The organism is Pseudomaricurvus alkylphenolicus, from assembly GCF_011683955.1.
GTDB lineage: Bacteria > Pseudomonadota > Gammaproteobacteria > Pseudomonadales > Cellvibrionaceae > Pseudomaricurvus > Pseudomaricurvus alkylphenolicus.
On the sequence record NZ_JAAQPI010000004.1, the window covers coordinates 474,689 to 492,739 of the forward strand.

The following is an 18,051-nucleotide window of genomic DNA, read 5'->3' on the forward strand; positions in this document are numbered from 1 at the left end:
TCGCACTATTTAAATAGAATAGCAGAGCCGGGAGATTGCCACTGAAAGACTGATACCACCTCTATTTCATCAAGCCCAGTTCATCCATGAAGTCACACAGGGAGCAAGTTTAGTCAAAGCTTGGGAGTAATTGAGTGGCTGGCGACAGTTGGGAAGATAATTGCTCACCGCAAGCCAATTATGCCGAGATAACTTGATAGTGTTTGCGAACATAGCGCTTGCTGCAGGTTAGCACTTCGTTTTCGCCAACCTGGATTTTCCATGAACGCCCTCCGTCGGGGGCATCAATCAGCAAGGCAATTTTCTGAGTGGCCTTCGATAAAATGACCAGCGGCACCTCTGGCCATTTCGGAATGCGGTAGATTTCCGTGCACACGATCGGCCTTTATTCCATCAATGCTGACACGGGACCGCTTTGCTCCAGGGAAAGCAGATGATGATATTTGTCCCACAGACTTGCTCGTTTGATCTTCAAGGTGTGAGTCAACAGGCCATTTTCGACACTCCACGGCTCGTCACAGACAATCACTCGCCCCATCTTTTCGTGGTTTTCAAGCTGGCTATTGAGTTCAACTGCCCAGGTTGCCAATGCTTGTTGGACCGATTCAGGGTCCATGGTTTGCGCTTCGGTGGAAAGCACGACCAGCATCACCGGCTGTGCCAGACCCAAGCCTTGCAGGCACAATTGGTCCACGTAAGGGTGTTTGGCAAATTTTTCTTCAATGGGAACCGGAGCTACGTATTTGCCTTTTGCTGTCTTGAACAGCTCGCTGACTCGCCCCGTCAATGTGAGAAAACCATCTTCGTCAATCCTGCCCCGATCACCAGTGTGAATCCAGCCATCCACTATGGTTTTTGAAGTCTGCTCGGCATTCTTCCAATAGCCACTGAACAAATAAGGCGTTCGAGCCAGTACCTCACCTTCGGTGGAGATCTTTATCTGGCAACCGGCGATCGGCCTGCCAACGGTACCGGGCTTGCGAAAATCCGGATCGCTGGCGGTGGCCGGTAATACTTCCGTTTGGCCCCAGACTTCACACAGTGGCAAACCCGCTTGCTCGTACCATTGGTGCAAGGAAACGGGTGTGGGGGCCGACCCCACCAAAGCGACCTTAACGCTGGACAGACCGAGAAAGTCTTTGACCTTGCGACCGGCCTCTACCGCCGTACTCCTGTCAGCAAACGCTTGTTCCAGCGTATCCCGACCAAACTCCGTCATCGCCCAGGTCTGAAAGTTGGCGTAGATTCGAGGCGCACCGAAAAACTGCGTCGGCCTGGCGTAGGCGACGTCAGACTGAAAGGTTTCCAGTGAACGATTAAAGAAAACCTGACAGCCGCTGTACAGGGACGACCCCCAGACAATGACGCGCTCGGCGATATGACTCAAGGGCAGGTAGGAAAACAACCGGCCTCTTTCATTGGTCGCATAGTGGTCACTGTAGCCCTTGGACGCCTGGTAGAGAAAGTTGAGGCTGATCATTACGCCTTTGGGAAGACCTGTGGTTCCCGAGGTATAAACAATGGAGGTCAATTCCTCACTGCTTCTGGGCTTGATGGTTGCCAGTGGTTCGATCGAGTCCCAGATGTCATTGAGGCAATGCCTGCAATCGTTGACCGGACCATCTTCTGTTGCCAGCAACAGCAAGGATTCGGGCAGCGAGGCTTTTATGCTCTCCCAGTTCGAAGCCGGCCCAATAATCAGAGCTTGCATATCGGAATGGTCAATTACGTATTGGACGGTATCCAGGTTCATGGTGGTAAATATTGAAACCGTGACATAACCAGCCATCATGTTCGCGAGATCAGCGATACACCAGCTGGGCGAGTTGTCGCTCAATATACCAATGCGAGCACCACGCTCTATGCCCTGTTGTTGGAGAAAACGGGCCAATTGCCTGGCTTTTTTGCCCACGTCTGCACGGGTCAGCATTTCCCAATTGCCGGTAAGGTCCGGCTTGTGCAGGTAGGGCGCCTCAGGCGACTGCGCCTCAAACTGCAGAAAGCTATCCACGGTGTTGGTTATCTTGTTCATGGGTTTGCCCTCAAAATTGGCGGTTCCGTAAAGCGTTACAGATCCAATGACTTGCCGATAATCATCTTCATCACTTCAGAGGTACCGGCAAAAATTCGGGTGATTCTGGCGTCGGCGTAGAGTCTCGATATTGGGTATTCATCCATATAGCCATGCCCGCCAAAGAACTGCAGACACTGATCCACAACCTCGCCCTGCAGTTCACTGCAGATAAGCTTGGCGGTGGCCGCATCGGTTGAATCGACGCTGCCGTCGTTGATATCTTCCACTAGCCGATCGAGGTAGGCTTGGGCAATATCAAGTTTGGCCTTGAGCCCGGCGAGGGTAAATTGAGTGTTCTGATAGGCGCCCAGCGGCTTGTCAAATACCTGCCGATCCTTGACATACGCCAGGGTTTCTTCAAATGCATGAACCGCCGTTGCCAGATTCCAGATCGCAACAACGGCGCGCTCCTCAGCCAGACCGCTCATCAGATAGTAAAAACCCTTGCCCTGCTCTCCGATCAGGTTGCCTTTGGGGACCTTGACGTTGTCGAACACCAGCTCGGCGGTATCCTGCGAGTGCATACCCATCTTTTTGAGCTTGCGCCCCCTGGCAAAGCCCTCAACACCGGCCTCAACTACCAACAGACTGATCGCCTCTTTAGCTTGATCACTGGTGCGGGCGGCCACCACAAAGACATCGCCAATAACACCGTTGGAGATAAATATTTTGCTGCCGTTGAGAAGATAGTGGTCACCCATGTCTTTTGCGGTGGTCCGCATCCCCGCCAGATTGGAGCCGAAATCCGGCTCCGTCATGGCAATGGCAAGTACGCTTTCACCCCTGACGGCAGCGGGAATGTATTTTTCCTTTAACGCCTCACTGGCGTACTTCAGAAAGTAAGGAGCGACTATGGTATTGTGCAGATACACCAGCAACCCACTTTCGCCACAGAGCCCCATTTCCTCCGCCATGATCTGCTCGTAGCGAAAATCGTTTATTCCGAGTCCGCCCAGATTTTCCGGGGCTGCCGGAATCAGAAAACCATAGTCGCCGGATTTTTTCCAGACCTCTTTGGATACATAGCCCTGCTCAAGAAATTCGTCTCGACGCGGAACCACTTCCTGTTGCATAAATGCGCGAAACGACTCGCGAAAGATATTGTGCTCTTCTTCAAAAATTCGGCGTTGCATGATGCTCAAACCCTCTCGATAAGAACCGCCATACCCTGCCCCGCACCCAGGCACATGGATAAAATGGCGTAGCGCCCGCAAGTATCCGCCAGGTGATCCATAGCGGTCAGCGCCATACGCACACCGGTCGCCCCTGGCGGATGCCCGATGGATATGCCGCCGCCATAAAGATTGGTGCGCTCACGAGGAATGCCCAACTGCTGCTCCGCGTGCAGATTAACCACGGCAAAGGCTTCGTTGATTTCGAAATAGTCGATGTCTGCCACTGCCAGGTCGCGGCGTTGCAACAGATTGGCGATGGCCGGCACCGGGCCACATCCCATAATACGCGGGGGCACACCCACCACTTCCCAGTCGACGACTCGCGCTTTGGGAGACAAGCCATTGGCAACCGCGCTTTCGCGATCTGCCACGATCACAAACGCGGCTCCGTCGGTCATACCACTGGCATTGCCCGCCGTTACGCGGCCGTTTTCCCGAAATGCAGGCCTAAGCGTCTTGAGTTTTTCCAGCGTGGTTTGCGGACGAGGAAACTCATCCTGTTCGAACAGGCGAGTGCCCCTTCGCTCAGGCACCTCGATCGGGGCGATCTGACGAGCCAGAAATCCCGACTCCATGGCCGCAGCGGCGCGTCGCTGGCTGGTCAGTGCGTATTCGTCCATGGCCTCTCGCGTGTAGCCGAAATCATCGGCCAGGGCCTCGGCGGTCCCCCCCATCAAGGTCAGATCAAAAGGGTCACGATAGGCATAATCGATGGTGTCCACGACCTGACTGTTGCCGCGTTTCATGCCCCAGCGACTGTCCACCAGTGCGTAGGGTGCACGCGAAGTATTTTCATAGCCACCGGCCAGTGCCACTCGACTGTGACCGGTGAGAATCTGCTCGGCCGCCGAAACAATAGCCTGGGTACCCGAGCCGCAGGCCCGTGATACGTTCAAAGCCCGACTGTCTTCCGCCATTCCCGCTTTCAGGGCGATCACACGACTGGCGTGGTAACCCCCCTGATCCACCGGTACCACATTGCCACAGACCAGGTGGTCCACCTGTTGCGCTGAAAGATTCTCAGACGCCAGCGTCGCCTTGGCGGCATGCGCCGCCAGATCGGTACCGGCAATGGCGGCCAGGGATTTACCAAAATCTCCAAAGGGAGTGCGCTTTCCACCACACAAGACAATTTCTGTTTTCATGAGACTCCACTCCGGCAACAAATCAATAATTGAATTTCGAAAACCAACGGTATGACTTAGACAGACATCATTAACCAAACAAGTATTTGTTTTTCTATTAGATCAAGTTTACCCCGGTTCGTCAAGTCAGCCCCTGTTGAATGCTTAGTCATTGAATTTATTAGTGTTTTGTTTGAAAATCTGATCTCTGTGAAAACCGGATGAATACTCATGAGCGGCAAATCAACTTCGAGCTCCAAGACAACAACCAAAGCGAGACGCTCTCACAACCGCGTCCAACCGCTACTGGATGCTGCCGCCAAGTTATTTGCCACCAAGGGTTACAAAGAAACCACGATGCGTGACATCGGCTCAGAGATCGGCATGCTGCCGGGGTCGGTTTACTACCACTTCAAATCCAAACAAGAGTTACTGTTAGCGGTTTATGAACAGGCCGTCACGGGCATCAAGACTCGGTTGCTGGCTGCCATTGCTGACGAACAGGACCCCTGGCGAAAACTCGAAGTCGCTGTTGTCACACACACCGAGACCATCCTGGACCAAAATGACTATGCCCACGTGATGATCGGTGTGCTGCCCGACAAGGCACCTGAGATCCAGCAGGAGCTCACGGCCTTGCGAGACGGCTACGAAGCCATTTTGATTGAGCTGATCGATGAACTCCCCGTGCGAAAAGGTATCGATCGCAAGCTCTTGAGGCTCATGCTCTTAGGCGCCATCAACTCCACTCAAATCTGGTATCAGGAAGGTACGATTTCGCCCGAGGAAATTGCACGTACCTTCGTAGGTTATATCAAAGATCCGGTCGCCAAATAGCCGACCGTCAATAGTTATAGCTCAGTTCGACCCCCCAGGTTCTTGGCGTGCCTCCCCAGGCGATACCGCCCAGTACGTTCAAGCCCCAGGTAAAGTGCTCTTCATCGGTCAGGTTTTTTCCGAACAGGGCAACCCCCCATTTGTCGTCTTCACTCAGAAAACGAACGCTTGCCGACACATCCTCGAAAGACGGTGAATCAATAAAATTACCATCGTCGAGTTTCATTTCTGCCGTGTGGCTGTAACTGATTCGAGACACCAGCACACCCCAATCCGCCACTTCCTGTTCATGAGTTAACGCCAGCATAATTTGCTGATCGGGTACTCGGCCAAACTCCAGGTCCTTCGCCTCCGGGTCCACAGTGCCATCGCCATCAATGTCAAAGTTATCGTAGCTGTCGTAGGATGCATCGGTGTAGCCGTAGTTGAGGTTTAACACAAGATTGTCCAGTAGCTGCGCCGTCAACTCTAGCTCAGCCCCTGCTATGGTCGCCGCAGCCGCATTGAGTGTCGTTTGCAACAAGGTCACTGGATCAACAACGGTGCGCTGGAGATCGTCATAGGTGTTGTAATAGATAGCGGCGTTAACTCTCAGGCGATCGTCCAAAAAGTCCGCCTTCACCCCCAACTCAAAGGCATCGACAATCTCTTCGTCATAAGGTGTCGTCAGCGGTGACCCGCGCATGGCAAATCCCCCGCTGCGAAAGCCCCGGGTAGCCGTACCGAAGAGCAGCACATTCTCAGCGGCCTGGTAGGATAAACTCACTTTCGGGGAAAAGTTGGTCCACTGCTCACTGTCTTGCGGGCCAAAGATACAGTCCATGACAACATCCGCATTGGGGTCACAAAACCCAGGGGTTGCCGCTGCACCAAAGGCAGCTGTGCGGGCTGTTTTTTCTTCCCTGGTATAACGCCCACCCAGATTGAGTGTCAGAGCGTCTGACAAATTGATATCCACATCTGCAAAAACGCCTTTGGAATTGTGGTCAAGCTTTGCTTGAGTGTTAACGTTCACCACCGGGTTTCTTTGCTCGACGTAATCCCAGGACTGTTTAAAATAATAGGCGCCGACCGTAAAGCGATAGTTATCCGAGAACTCAGAAGCGTAGCGAATTTCCTGACTGAATTGATCCTGATCCAAAGCTGCGGACTGTGAGAATATGTCGGCCGACATTGCGTCTATATCCACGCGATCCCGAGCATCTACCGCTCGATAGCCGGTGACTGATGTCAGGGTACCGTGACCCAAATCGTAGTTGACTTCCAGGGCATAGAAGTTGACGTCGCCATCCGTCAAACCTTCATCGCCCTGGTTGGTGGTAAATTTTTTTCGATCAGAATCGCTTAGCTGGAAGGTCACACCGCCATCACCTTCATTGCTGTACTTTTCAGCGATGAGCGTGAGATCCAGCTCATCGGAGGGTGTGTACTTCAATACACCCCGCAGCATTCTCGATTCGGACTCTCCCGATTCCCCACCCAGCGAGTTATTGCGAATATACCCGGATCGATTCTTATCCTGGACAGCTACTCTGACTGCAAGCTTATCCTCTAAAATCGGAGCCTCGAGGTAGCCGGCAAAGTCACTTCTCCCATAGCTGCCTGCGGTTATCTTTCCACCAAAGCCAAAGTCGCCGCTCGGCCGGGCTGATCGAACATTAAATGCACCAGCGGTAACATTGCGACCAAACAGCGTTCCTTGAGGACCACGAAGAATTTCAACCGACTCCAGATCGTACGAATCAAGCAACCCACCATAGTTTACGCCCCAGAAAACACCGTCTTGAACGAGGCCCGCGGTAGGTTCATCAGTCGGTACAGAACCACTCAGCCCCATGCCTCGTATAAAGACATTGGCCACACCGGCTCGTGTACCTGCGTTTTCAACCTCAACATTGGGTGACAGGTCTCCGAGATCAGCAAGGTTCTCAGCAAAGACGGCCTCCATTTGTGAGCTTCCGAATACCGATGCCGATACGGGTACATCCTGGAGGCTTTCGGCAGCCGCCCTCTTCCTTGCTGTAACCACCACCTCTTCTAATAAACTGTTGATGGTACTGCTTGAGTAGACGTCCGCAGATGTCAAGGATATCGCGCCAAAGATGGCTACACTCAAGGCGGTTTTTGTACTCAGATCGCTCTTTATTTTCATGTTGATACTCTCTTCGTGATTATGGTTAGAGTATCTCGTAACCCTATGGCAACCGGTTATTCAGAATGCGTCAGTGTGTGTTCAGGAGGCGCACACTTTGCTGCGGACTGTTCAGTGCTTTCTCATGGTCTCACTGGGCGTACAACCATAGACTTCTTTATAGGCACGGGAAAAGTGACCAAAGCTGGCGACACTGTATTTGTGTAATATATCGGCTACCTGTTCTCCGGCGGCGCAGTTACGCAGTTCCTCGTGAATGGCACGAATGCGCTTATTGGTGATATATTCTTTAGGGGTCTTACCGGTATAGGTTTTAAAGCCTTTCTGTAAGGTTCGCGTGGAGACACATACCGCTGCAGCCAACTCAGACAGGGAAATAGACTGCCTCAGGTGCTCTTCGATATAAGTGATAGCGCTACGAACATGCCTGGGGTTTTTGAGCACCGTTTCGCGCTTTAGAAAATGGCTGTAGTTATGTGGCTGGATATCCAGGAGCAACGACATCAACATCTTGTTAACCGACTGCAAAAAATGCTCGCTCGCCCCGACGTCGCCAAACAGTGACAGTTGCTCGCAGAAATACAAAAGACTGCGCAGCCATGACTGACTGTGTTCGTTTCCATCCGGCATACTCAAGTCAAAAACCAGGGGTTGTTTGATATCGGCGTTAAGTAACTGACAAAGATGCTGCTCCAGAGCTTCCCGTTCAAACAAAATGGTCAACCGGCGACTCCCGCGCCACAAACGCATCCGGTAGTTCTCAGAAGGAGAGATAACAACGGTTGAGCCCTTTACGGTTTGCGCTCGGTTGCGTTTGCTTTCGACTTCCGTGCACCCGGCCAATGTGGTCTGGGTAATAAAGCAGTCGCTCTGCTCGGGCAGTATTTCTATATCTTCGCCATAGGAACTGCAGAACAGCTTGGTGCCATAAAAGGAGATGCCATTCAACTGTGTAGCGGTGTTGGTTCGTCGGCCAATAACATCAAGCTTATGCGGACTGAGTTTTCGGACCACGAAGTCTTCTACCGCGTCGATGTCGGTCGATTGAAACATTGGATAACCGGTCAGGAGCATCGCATGATCATTATTCATCGTGTTCACCATTTTCCGCTACACCTATGGGTTAAAGTATTGCTCCGTACCGAATGCGAATAAGATCGGTAATCGCCTTCTCGTTGTCGCAGTTGCCTTCAATAACTGCAGTAATAATGCTGGCGGATTCGGGGCTGGTGTCGCCCTGCAACCAGCACTTAAGCTGTTCGGCAGCCTGTTGCGCCAGTAATCGGCGGGTACGGTCCAACAAGCGCTCACTCTTGCTGGCGTTAAACTTCGACTGTGATTGACTGCCGATGGCCGACACCAATTCCTCGATGCCCGATCCCGCCGTGGCGATGGTGCTGACAACCGGCACCTGTTGCGACTCTTCCCTGCGCAACTGCAGCATTGCTTTTAGCTGGCGTTCCGTGCGCTGCGCCAGAGGCGAGTCGGCCTTGTTAACCACCAGCACATCGGCGATTTCGAGAATGCCGGCTTTAATGGCCTGCACGTCATCACCCAGGCCCGGTGCGTTAATCACCACGTTAATATCTGCGACCTCGGCCACTTCAGTTTCGGACTGCCCGGCGCCGACGGTTTCCAGAATCACCACATCCCAACCGGCGGCATCGATCAGATCAACAACCCGGAGCACACTGGCCGACAATCCGCCCAAGTGACCGCGGGCAGAGAGCGAGCGAATAAACACGCCTGGGTCATCCGTGTGTTCGCCCATTCGGGTGCGGTCACCCAGCACCGAGCCGCCGCTGATCGGGCTGGAGGGATCAACCGCCACCACGGCTACGCGTTTATCCTGACCGCGCAGTTCTGTGATCAACGCGTTAATCAGCGTTGACTTGCCGGCACCGGGCGGCCCGGTGATGCCTATCACTTCCGCCTGGCCCGTAAACGGGCGAACGGCGTGATGCAGGGCATTACCGACATCCGCATGGGAGTCCACAAGACTGATGGCCCGCGCCAGCGAGGCCACCTCGCCGTTGCGCAGTCGCGACAGCAGGTTATCGACATAGTCGCTCACTTTGCTCATATCTCCCTCCCGGCATTTACGCCACAATCAGCGGATGACCGAAACCCAATTCCTCGCGCAGCAGCGCAATGATCTCGCCATGGGTTGCGCCCACTTCCGCGGCTTCCACCACTCGCGCAAACACATTTTCATCATCGCTGTTGGCGGCGCGGGTGAGATTATCAAGCGCCTTGTTGATCGCTTGCTGGCTGCGGCCCTCCTTAAAGGCTTTGAAGTTGTCGATATGGGCCTGCATTTTAATCGGATCCGGGCGACTGGTCGCTACTTGCTCACCGCTGTCCTCGTCGTCCCGGTAGCAGTTTACGCCGACGATTTTCTCTTCCCCGGTTTCGATCTGCTCCTGACGCGCCATGGCGGATTCCCCAATCATGCTCTGCACCAAACCGGTTTCAACGGCTTTGTACATACCGCCGGCGGCATCGACCTTTTCCATCACTTTCAGAATCTCTGCTTCCATCTGATCGGTAAGGCGCTCCACATAATAGGAACCGCCCAGAGGATCGATCACATCACACAGGTGCGCTTCTTCCCGCAGGATATTTTGGGTGGCCACCGCGATCTTGGCGGTCTCTTCGGTCGGGCAGGTGATGGGCTCGTCATAGGCATCGGTATGCATGGACTGAATACCGCCGAAGATGCCGGACATGGCTTGTACCGCCACTCGGGCAATATTATTGAGCGGCTGTTGGGCGGTCAGATCCACACCGGAGGTTTGGCCGTGAAACTTGAAGCGCCAGGAACGCGGATCTTTGGCGCCAAGGCGGTCGCGGGTAATGCGAGCCCAGATTCGACGCGCAGCTCGGAACTTGGCCACCTCTTCAAAGAAGCTGATAGAGATATCAAAAAAGAAAGTAAAACGCGGCAGAATCGAATCCGGATCCATACCACGAGCGATACAGTCTTCGGCGTGCTGGATCGCCGAAGAGAAGGTAAAGGCAATCGTCTCCGCGGGCGTCGCACCCGCCTGTTGCATGTGCTGCCCCACTATCGACATAGGATTCCAGTTGGGCACATGCTCGCGACAGTACTCGATATGGTCCACCAACACCCGGCGCGACCCCGGCAATGACAAGCGGTAGAACATATGGTTGGCCACAAAGTGGGAGATATAGTCACTCTGGTTGGAAGTGCCGGTAATCTTGTCCCAGGAAATCCCCCGGCGCTTGGCCACATTGAGCATAAAGGCAAACAAGGTAAACGGCGACGGATCGTTCATGGCCGCTGAAATCTGGTCCAGGGGAACACCATCGAGGCAAGTATCCATATGATCAACGGTATTAACCACTGTGCCGCAGGTGCCCAGCAAAGGCAGGGGAACTGTATCGCAATCCACTCCACGGAAACCGGAGTTACAGGGCAACAGGCTGATGGCATTGGCCCCCAGATTCAAAATGGACCGCACTCGCTCGTTATAGTCATCCGGCGTGCCTAAACCAATCAGCTGGCGCTGGGTCCAGGTGCGGCCGCGGTGCATGGTGGGGTAGATGCCCCGGGTGTAGGGGAACTGACCGGGAAAGCCCTGTTTATCCAGATACTGAGCTTGATCCGGTAACTGTTCCGGGGTATAGAGCGGCTCGATTTCGATGCCGGATATATTCTTGATAACGCGGTCATTGGAGCCGATTTGTTGGGCGTATTCCGACTGCCACTGTGCCTGCGCCTGTTTGACGCCTTTACTGTTTTTCTCGTAACTGCCCATCTTTAACCCCCGAATGCCTGTTGTTTCTTCTCACGAGATTCTGCCGCCAGACCTTTTGCACACTCGACGATATCGTCGCGCTGGGAGCCCGGTCCAAAAATGGCGCGCACGCCGGCTTTCAACAACATGGGGCGCTCCTGCTCAGGAATAATGCCGCCGACAAATACCTCCACGCTATCCAACCCCGCCTCGCGCAGCGCCGCCATCATTTCGGGGATGATCAGATGGTCTGTCGCCAAGGAGCTGATACCGATCAGGTCCACATCCTCCTGCAGGGCCAACTGCACCACGGACTGAATCTCTTGCCACGGTGGCGTGTAAATCACCTCCATGCCGGCATCGCGCAAGTAGGCCGCCACGATGCGGCTGCCGCGATCATGGCCATCCAGGCCAATTTTGGTGATCAAGGCACGCGCGGGACTGCCCTCAAGGTTGTGGGAGGTGACGGTAAGCGGTTGATTCATGAAAGCTACTCCAATGCCAGTGACTGTGAAGGGATCGAATGAAGGGAACTCAATTCCTTAACCAAACAACTATTTGCTTTTCTATTGGATCAAGATTTGAGCGCGTCGTCAAGTAGAGGTTAAAAAGCGGGCGTTTTGGTCAATTGGGGCCAAACGGTGGTTATGTTGTCTGACCTATGAGGAAGCGGATCGCTTGTTGGAGGTAGCCTCCTGACCCACCATTGAAATGACGAATTGTGAGGGGCATTTGTCCGAAATTTACAAATTTGGCAAAATTAAGAGCTTGAATAAGATTCATAAGCCTTAAACCAATGACAACCGAACAGCACCCACTACAGCAAGAACTAGACAACAACCTCACTAAATTCCCCCAGCAGGTCGCTAGGGTGTTTCATGGCCGAGGGCGTTTTTTTCCGGCACTCGAAAGCATAAATATTGAGTGGTATCCGCCGGTGTTGTTCGTTCAGTGTTATGAGGGGGAACTTGGCAGCGACGTTAGGTCTGCACTCGAGCAAGTGTTTGAACTCCATGCCAATGTTGAAACCGTGTTGGTACAATCCCGGCCCTGGCCCGATGTTGAAAACCAGATTCTGTTTACCCGCCGTAACGAAGAGCAATCGCTGCCTTTGGAATTTCATACCCCACTCACTGAAGAGCTGGTGTGTCACGTCAGCTTGGGTAAAAACCGCAATACCGGTGTGTTTCCCGATATGCGCAGCGGTTGGGCCTGGGTGCAAGAACACGCCTCTGGCAAGCGCGTGCTCAATCTGTTTTCTTATACCTCGGTATTTTCCCTGTTTGCCTTAAAAGGCGGCGCCAAGAAAGTTGTCAATATCGACATGTGCGGCAGCGCCACCAAAACCGCACAACTCAATCACGAGTTGAACGATCTACTCGATGAAAGAGTCTCGATTTGGAAAAAGAATATTCTTAAATCCAACAGCCAAATTGCCAAACAGTCAAAATTTGACATCATTGTTCTTGATCCGCCGCCTTTTCACAAAGGGTCGTTTAAGGGCTGGTCGGATTACCAGAAGCTGTTGCGGCGCTGTCGTAGTTATTTGAAAGTCGACGGTATCATTTTGGCAGCGCTGAATAATCAGCAGGTCACTTTTGCTGAGTTTGCAAGTGACATACTGGAGACGATTGAGGCGCCTGCAACCATTAAACAGTTGGCTCTTAACGAAGAAATTAAAGAACTGGAGCCCGATAAAGGGCTAAAACTTGCCTTGATTGAGTTGGGTTGACAATGTTCGATGGTGGGCTGTCGCAAAATGGCCTGAACGGGGCGCGTCTGCTCATACTCAAAACAGACTGTCGCCCCTGATTGTAAGCAGCTGTCAAGTGGCTAGTTTCCGTAATATACACTTCGTGCTGACTGACAAGTATGGAGAGTTTCACACTTTGATCATGATGCGTATAACAGGTACGAAATTTCTTTCTGAAATCCATTCTCTACGTCGCAGTATGTCATCCCAAAACCATCAATGAACCGCCAATGACAATGCCACCTCGCCCTGCTCTTCAGACTGACCAAGGTCCCCCGGCTTTCCATTCCCTAGAGAAAACCGTACCTTCCATTACAGGTGATGCGGCCGAGTTGCATTTTTTCATGTGCTCAGTCTTTCCCATGTATGCCGTCCCTGAATTAAGATCTCCGTGAGCTTTAGACCCAGGCCCTACCAAAAAACGGCCGTGGAAGCCGTGTTCCGACGTTTCGAACACCATCACCGAGAGGGTCGAGATCCGTTCCGGGAAAGCCGCTCGGTGCAACAGATGCGCGTCACCTGCCCTGAGGCCTTTATATAGGTTCAACAGACCCAGTCGTTCGAAGAGTTGTAGTCGGTACTGATGTCACTGCCCCCGGATGTGATTACCGCCGGTCTCGACGGCGAACCGGTGCTGCGCTGCGGAAACCGACAACGAGCACTATGTGTATCTGCTCTGGCATCTGGAGCGGGTATCACAGCGCGTCGTCAGCTTTAGGAAGCCTAACCGATGAAGCACACATCTACCTGGCCGAACAAGATAAACTGGACCAAGACGAAGAGACGGCTACCTTACGCCATCTGCTAAGCACCACGTTGAGCTATAGAATTGCCATCGGCCCGCACGCCGGCGTGCAGCCACTGAAAAGCAAAGGGCTTCAGACGCAAGATTTGGATATATAACTTCAGGTTAAGTGAATATCAATAAACATGAATATTATTAGCCTTAAGACTGGCTTAACATACCATTGAATTCTGGAGAAGGCCTAGAATTCACGGGTTAATATCGTGCGTTTAGGCTCAGAATCAACATCGTGAATATTTCCAATAATAACTTTCAACTTGTTACACGAGTTTCAGCCGAGGAGAAACGATAGTGATGAAGAAACCCACGTTGAATGCCATGGCCAGTGCCCTTGTAGTGATGGCAGTTTCCACCCCTGCCGCTTATTCGTTTGAGCTTGAAGAAATTGTGGTTACTGTGAACAAGCGCGAGGAAAACCTGTTGGATGTGGCCGGTTCAGTGCAGGTTCTCAGTGCGGATATGGTTCAGGATTTCAAGCTGGATGACGTAGACGCCGTGGTCGACTTGGTGCCCAACGCGACGTTCAATGCCGCGCCCAGTGGTACACCGGTGATCGCAATAAGAGGCCTGGGCACTCGGCCAGGATCGGCCATGCTAGAGCAGGACGTAGGTCTGTTTGTTGATGGCGTTTGGCTGGGACGCAACAACCAATTGCAAGCAGCGCTGATGGATGTTCAAACCATTGAGGTGTTGAAAGGCACGCAAGCCACCTTGTACGGGCGCAATACGCTTGCCGGCGCAGTGAGCGTTACCACGAAAAAGCCGGGCGATGAGTTGGAGGGCTATTTGAAAGTCGGCTATGAGTTTGAGAACGACTCAAGCACTGTGGAAGGCGCGGTGAGTATTCCGGTGAGCGACAAGTTTTCGTTGCGTTTAGCCGCCAATTACGAGGACCAAGACGGCTGGGTTCAGAACACTACTCTGGACCGTGAAGAGCCTGAAGCGGAAAATAGTACCGTCAGGCTGACTGGTGTGTATAACACCGATAATGACTGGGCTATAACGGGTAAAGTACAGGCTACCAATAAGGAGCGAGTGGGCAATAGCTTCGTGCGATCTACAGGAGAATATGACGGTTCGACGGAGTTTGCCCCAAGTGTTTTCCCTACCCCCGCCGGAGTCGGCTATGATGAAAATGCAGCTGGAACCCAAATCACAGTACCGATAATAGACCTCAAAGATGTCGGCACTGAAGTCGACTTCACGGACTGGTCTCTGCAATTTGACATTCCGCTGGGCGAACACACTCTGACGTCGGTGACAGCTGCTGGAGAAATGGAACTGGAGACTGTGTTTGATGTGTTTCTCCGTACCCCTGGTCCCCGCGTCATCGGCTATTTTGACGAAGATTACGAGCAGTTTACTCAAGAAATCAGATTGACGTCTCCTGCCGGTGAAAAATTGGATTACATTGTGGGTTTGTACTATGTCGATCAAGCCATCGATCGCTTGACTTTTCAATATGTCAACGCTGCTGACCGCTTCTGGTATGGCGAACAGGATATGAATTCCTGGGCCGCTTTTGCCAGTGGTACTTTGTCGATCAGTGACTCCGTCCGAATTATTGCTGGTGCTCGCTATACTGATGAAACCAAAGAGGCTGATGTGATTGTCCATGGTCAACAGGAGGCCGATGCCGAATTTGGGTATAGACGTGAGACTATCGACGAAACGTTTCTGAATGGCTCAGTCACACTTGAGTGGGATGCTACAAGTAATGCCCTGGTATTTGCGGGTGTTGCAAAGGGCACCAAGTCCCCAGGCTTGGCGGATGGCGCCGCGATCCCAACGAACGCACAATACCTCGCGTCGTCCTCTCTGTTTATCCCAAAGGAAGAGGTCGTGACCGTAGAAGTGGGTGTTAAGTACGAGATGGAGAACGGCTACATCAATGCCACCTTATTCAACATGAATGTATCAGATTTCCAGAATGCGGCTTTCGTTAATGGTGAAATTCAAATTGGCTCGTTTGACATGAGTATCGTCGGTCTGGAGGTTGATACTTTCCACTACTTGACTGAACAAGTCAGCTTGTCCGTTGGACTCGGCCTATTAGATGCCGAGAACGACGATACCGGGTCAGACGTTACCAGTGCTCCGGAGTTTTCAGCAAACGTGACCTTGGCCTATGAAACTGAAGAATGGATCAGTGGATTTTCCAACCGCGCCAGCTTAAACGCCAACCATAAGTCGTCACATTTCCTCAATGCTGTTAGCAATCCGAATAATGAGATTGATGCAGTAACCTTATTCAACGCGAGCTTAACACTTTCTCATCTTGCCTCAGGCGTTGATGTCTCCTTGTATGGAAAAAACCTCACAGATGAAGAGTATGCTGATTTCGCTTTTGGTGGACAGGCATTTCTTGGAACTGAGCACATGTATAGTGCGGCGCAAGGGCGGACCTTGGGTCTAGAGTTAACGTTCAACTTCTAACTACCCAATTCGGGAAATTTACTTTCTTTGCTTGAAGGAGTAAATTTCCCCTCGCCATCCCCGGTAAAATTTCCAACTTAATATTGTGCGGTTATTAACCATAGTTGCCCTCCTCTCGCGCAACCGAATCTGACAAGCTGTTGGGAAATAGGACAATCAAAATGCTTTTTCGAATACCCATAACACTAGCCTTTTTCGTGTTGTTCACTTCTATGTGTTCAGGTCAGGAAGACCGATTAGACACCCATAGGCCCAATGTACTTATCATCGTTGCTGATGATTTGGGCTATTCTGATCTGGGAAGTTTTGGTGGAGAAATAAAAACGGAGAATATGGACATCTTGGCTCACAGGGGAATTCAGTTAACCAACTTTTATGCTGCCCCCACGTGCTCGCCGAGTCGAGCGATGTTACTGTCGGGAACGGATAATCATTTGGTGGGGCTGGGGACTCAAAAATATTATTGGTCTGAAGAGCAAAAAGGACGACCTGGTTACGAAGGCCAGCTGAATAATCGTTTTGTCACTATCGCCACTCGGTTCAAAGATGCCGGTTATCATACCTATATGGCTGGAAAGTGGCATTTGGGATACGACCGCGAGAGTTACCCCTCTGCCCGCGGCTTCGAGGAGAGCTTTGCGTTATTGGAGGGAGGTGCTAGTCACTTCGACCAAAGGGGTGTAATTTCGAAAGCTCCAAAAGCCAACTACCGAAAGAATGGTCAGGCGGTGGATTTGCCGAAAAATTTTTTCTCCTCCGAGTTTTATACGGATACCTTGATCAATAACATCGAACGTAATCGCCAGGATGGAAAACCGTTTTTTGCATACGCCGCCTATACTGCACCGCACTGGCCACTACAGGCTCCGGCAGAGTTCAGTGACAAGTACAAACACATTTATGATGTTGGCTATGAAGCCATTGCTGAAGCTCGACTAAAAAGAATGAAGGAAAAGGGCATACTATCGGAATATACCCTAGCGAATCCGGGCACGGCCTATTATCCTCAATGGAAACAATTGACCACTGCTCAGAAGGTCAGAGAAGCGCGATTGATGGAAATCTATGCCGGCATGGTGGAGTCTCTGGATTTTCACATCGGTCGATTGATTACCTATCTTGAGGATACGGGCGAGCTGGACAACACCGTTATTTTTTTTATGTCCGACAATGGCGCTGAAGGAAGTAATCCGCTGGATATTCGGGCAGGAAAAACACCGAATTCAAGTTGGATACCTGAAAATTTTGATAACAGTTTGGAAAACCTGGGTAAGGCTGGCTCCTATGTGTCCGTTGGTCCAGGCTGGGCTCGTGTGAGTAGTACGCCATATCGATTGCACAAGGGATTTACAACAGAGGGAGGAATAAAGGTGCCTGCCTTTATTTACTACCCAAAGATGGCGAGGTCGACCGCAATCTCCAGTGAGTTTATCACGGTCCGGGACATCGCACCGACATTGATGGAGCTGGCGGGACTTGAGCCGAGTCTGAATTCCTATCAGGGACGCAAGGTTTTACCGGTAACGGGAAAGAGCCTGATTAAACACCTTTGGGGAAAAGAGCGTTCTGTCCACGGTGAACAATTCACAGCGGGCTGGGAATTATTTGGCCGTCGGGCAATCCGTTACGGCACTTGGAAGATGATCTGGCTTAACGAACCTTGGGGAAAGGAGGTTTGGGAGCTTTACGACCTGGCGAACGATCCAGGCGAGATGAACGACCTTGCTGCTGCTCGCCCGGACATCGTCAAGAAACTCAATTCTCACTGGGAAAGCTACGTCAGGCAGAATGAAATGGTTGTGGTGGATAAGGTGGATATCCTCTATACCAACGGGAGGTCTCATTATCAAGAGAACCCCAACAAGCCACTTGAGAACACGTCGATAAATTACTAGATCTACACGGTTGCCCCATCGTTGATCAGTGTTGTAATT

General features: G+C 52.0%; 13 protein-coding genes. 5 read left to right on the top strand and 8 right to left on the bottom strand.

Annotated elements, in window-relative coordinates; genetic code table 11:
* Positions 1–385 precede the first annotated feature (385 nt).
* Genes HBA55_RS13750 through HBA55_RS13760 form a run of 3 tightly spaced genes read right to left on the bottom strand, consistent with a single transcriptional unit; the run spans position 386 to position 4,394 of the window.
* The gene (locus tag HBA55_RS13750) at positions 386–2,032 is read right to left on the bottom strand and encodes an AMP-binding protein (protein ID WP_166992094.1); all 1,647 of its coding nucleotides are present in this window, start codon (positions 2,030–2,032) and stop codon (positions 386–388) included.
* A 35-nt stretch (positions 2,033–2,067) separates the two neighbouring features.
* Positions 2,068–3,207, bottom strand: a complete 1,140-nt coding sequence (locus HBA55_RS13755) for an acyl-CoA dehydrogenase family protein (RefSeq protein WP_166992096.1) — start codon at positions 3,205–3,207, stop codon at positions 2,068–2,070.
* A 5-nt stretch (positions 3,208–3,212) separates the two neighbouring features.
* On the bottom strand, positions 3,213–4,394 hold the full coding sequence (locus HBA55_RS13760; RefSeq protein WP_166992099.1) for a thiolase family protein: 1,182 nt from the start codon (positions 4,392–4,394) through the stop codon (positions 3,213–3,215).
* Positions 4,395–4,604: 210 nt separating this feature from the next.
* Here HBA55_RS13760 and HBA55_RS13765 point away from each other — a divergent pair, with 210 nt between their 5' ends.
* A complete protein-coding gene (locus HBA55_RS13765) occupies positions 4,605–5,210 on the top strand; it encodes a TetR/AcrR family transcriptional regulator (RefSeq protein ID WP_166992102.1) in 606 nt (201 codons plus the stop codon).
* A gap of 7 nt (positions 5,211–5,217) precedes the next feature.
* Here HBA55_RS13765 and HBA55_RS13770 read toward each other — a convergent pair whose 3' ends face one another.
* From HBA55_RS13770 to HBA55_RS13790, 5 genes are all read right to left on the bottom strand, one after another.
* The gene (locus HBA55_RS13770) at positions 5,218–7,362 is read right to left on the bottom strand and encodes a TonB-dependent receptor (protein WP_166992104.1); all 2,145 of its coding nucleotides are present in this window, start codon (positions 7,360–7,362) and stop codon (positions 5,218–5,220) included.
* 111 nt (positions 7,363–7,473) lie between these two features.
* A complete protein-coding gene (locus HBA55_RS13775) occupies positions 7,474–8,454 on the bottom strand; it encodes a helix-turn-helix transcriptional regulator (protein WP_166992107.1) in 981 nt (326 codons plus the stop codon).
* Positions 8,455–8,485: 31 nt separating this feature from the next.
* Positions 8,486–9,445, bottom strand: coding sequence for a methylmalonyl Co-A mutase-associated GTPase MeaB (meaB, locus tag HBA55_RS13780; protein WP_166992111.1), 960 nt, complete (start codon positions 9,443–9,445; stop codon positions 8,486–8,488).
* Between the two features lie 16 nt (positions 9,446–9,461).
* Entirely contained in the window at positions 9,462–11,144 is a 1,683-nt protein-coding gene (locus HBA55_RS13785; RefSeq protein WP_166992114.1) for an acyl-CoA mutase large subunit family protein, read from the bottom strand.
* 2 nt (positions 11,145–11,146) lie between these two features.
* Complete coding sequence (locus tag HBA55_RS13790) at positions 11,147–11,608, bottom strand: cobalamin B12-binding domain-containing protein (protein WP_166992117.1); 462 nt, start codon at positions 11,606–11,608, stop codon at positions 11,147–11,149.
* 311 nt (positions 11,609–11,919) lie between these two features.
* On the opposite strand from HBA55_RS13790, the gene HBA55_RS13795 reads away from it, so the two are divergent.
* From HBA55_RS13795 to HBA55_RS13805, 4 genes are all read left to right on the top strand, one after another.
* On the top strand, positions 11,920–12,855 hold the full coding sequence (locus tag HBA55_RS13795; RefSeq protein ID WP_166992120.1) for a class I SAM-dependent methyltransferase: 936 nt from the start codon (positions 11,920–11,922) through the stop codon (positions 12,853–12,855).
* A 604-nt stretch (positions 12,856–13,459) separates the two neighbouring features.
* Positions 13,460–13,594 (top strand): hypothetical protein, encoded by a 135-nt coding sequence (locus tag HBA55_RS37835; RefSeq protein WP_277345593.1) that lies wholly within the window; start codon positions 13,460–13,462, stop codon positions 13,592–13,594.
* A gap of 381 nt (positions 13,595–13,975) precedes the next feature.
* The gene (locus HBA55_RS13800) at positions 13,976–16,117 is read left to right on the top strand and encodes a TonB-dependent receptor (RefSeq protein ID WP_166992123.1); all 2,142 of its coding nucleotides are present in this window, start codon (positions 13,976–13,978) and stop codon (positions 16,115–16,117) included.
* Positions 16,118–16,278: 161 nt separating this feature from the next.
* Positions 16,279–18,012, top strand: coding sequence for an arylsulfatase (locus HBA55_RS13805; RefSeq protein ID WP_166992126.1), 1,734 nt, complete (start codon positions 16,279–16,281; stop codon positions 18,010–18,012).
* Positions 18,013–18,051: the final 39 nt, after the last annotated feature.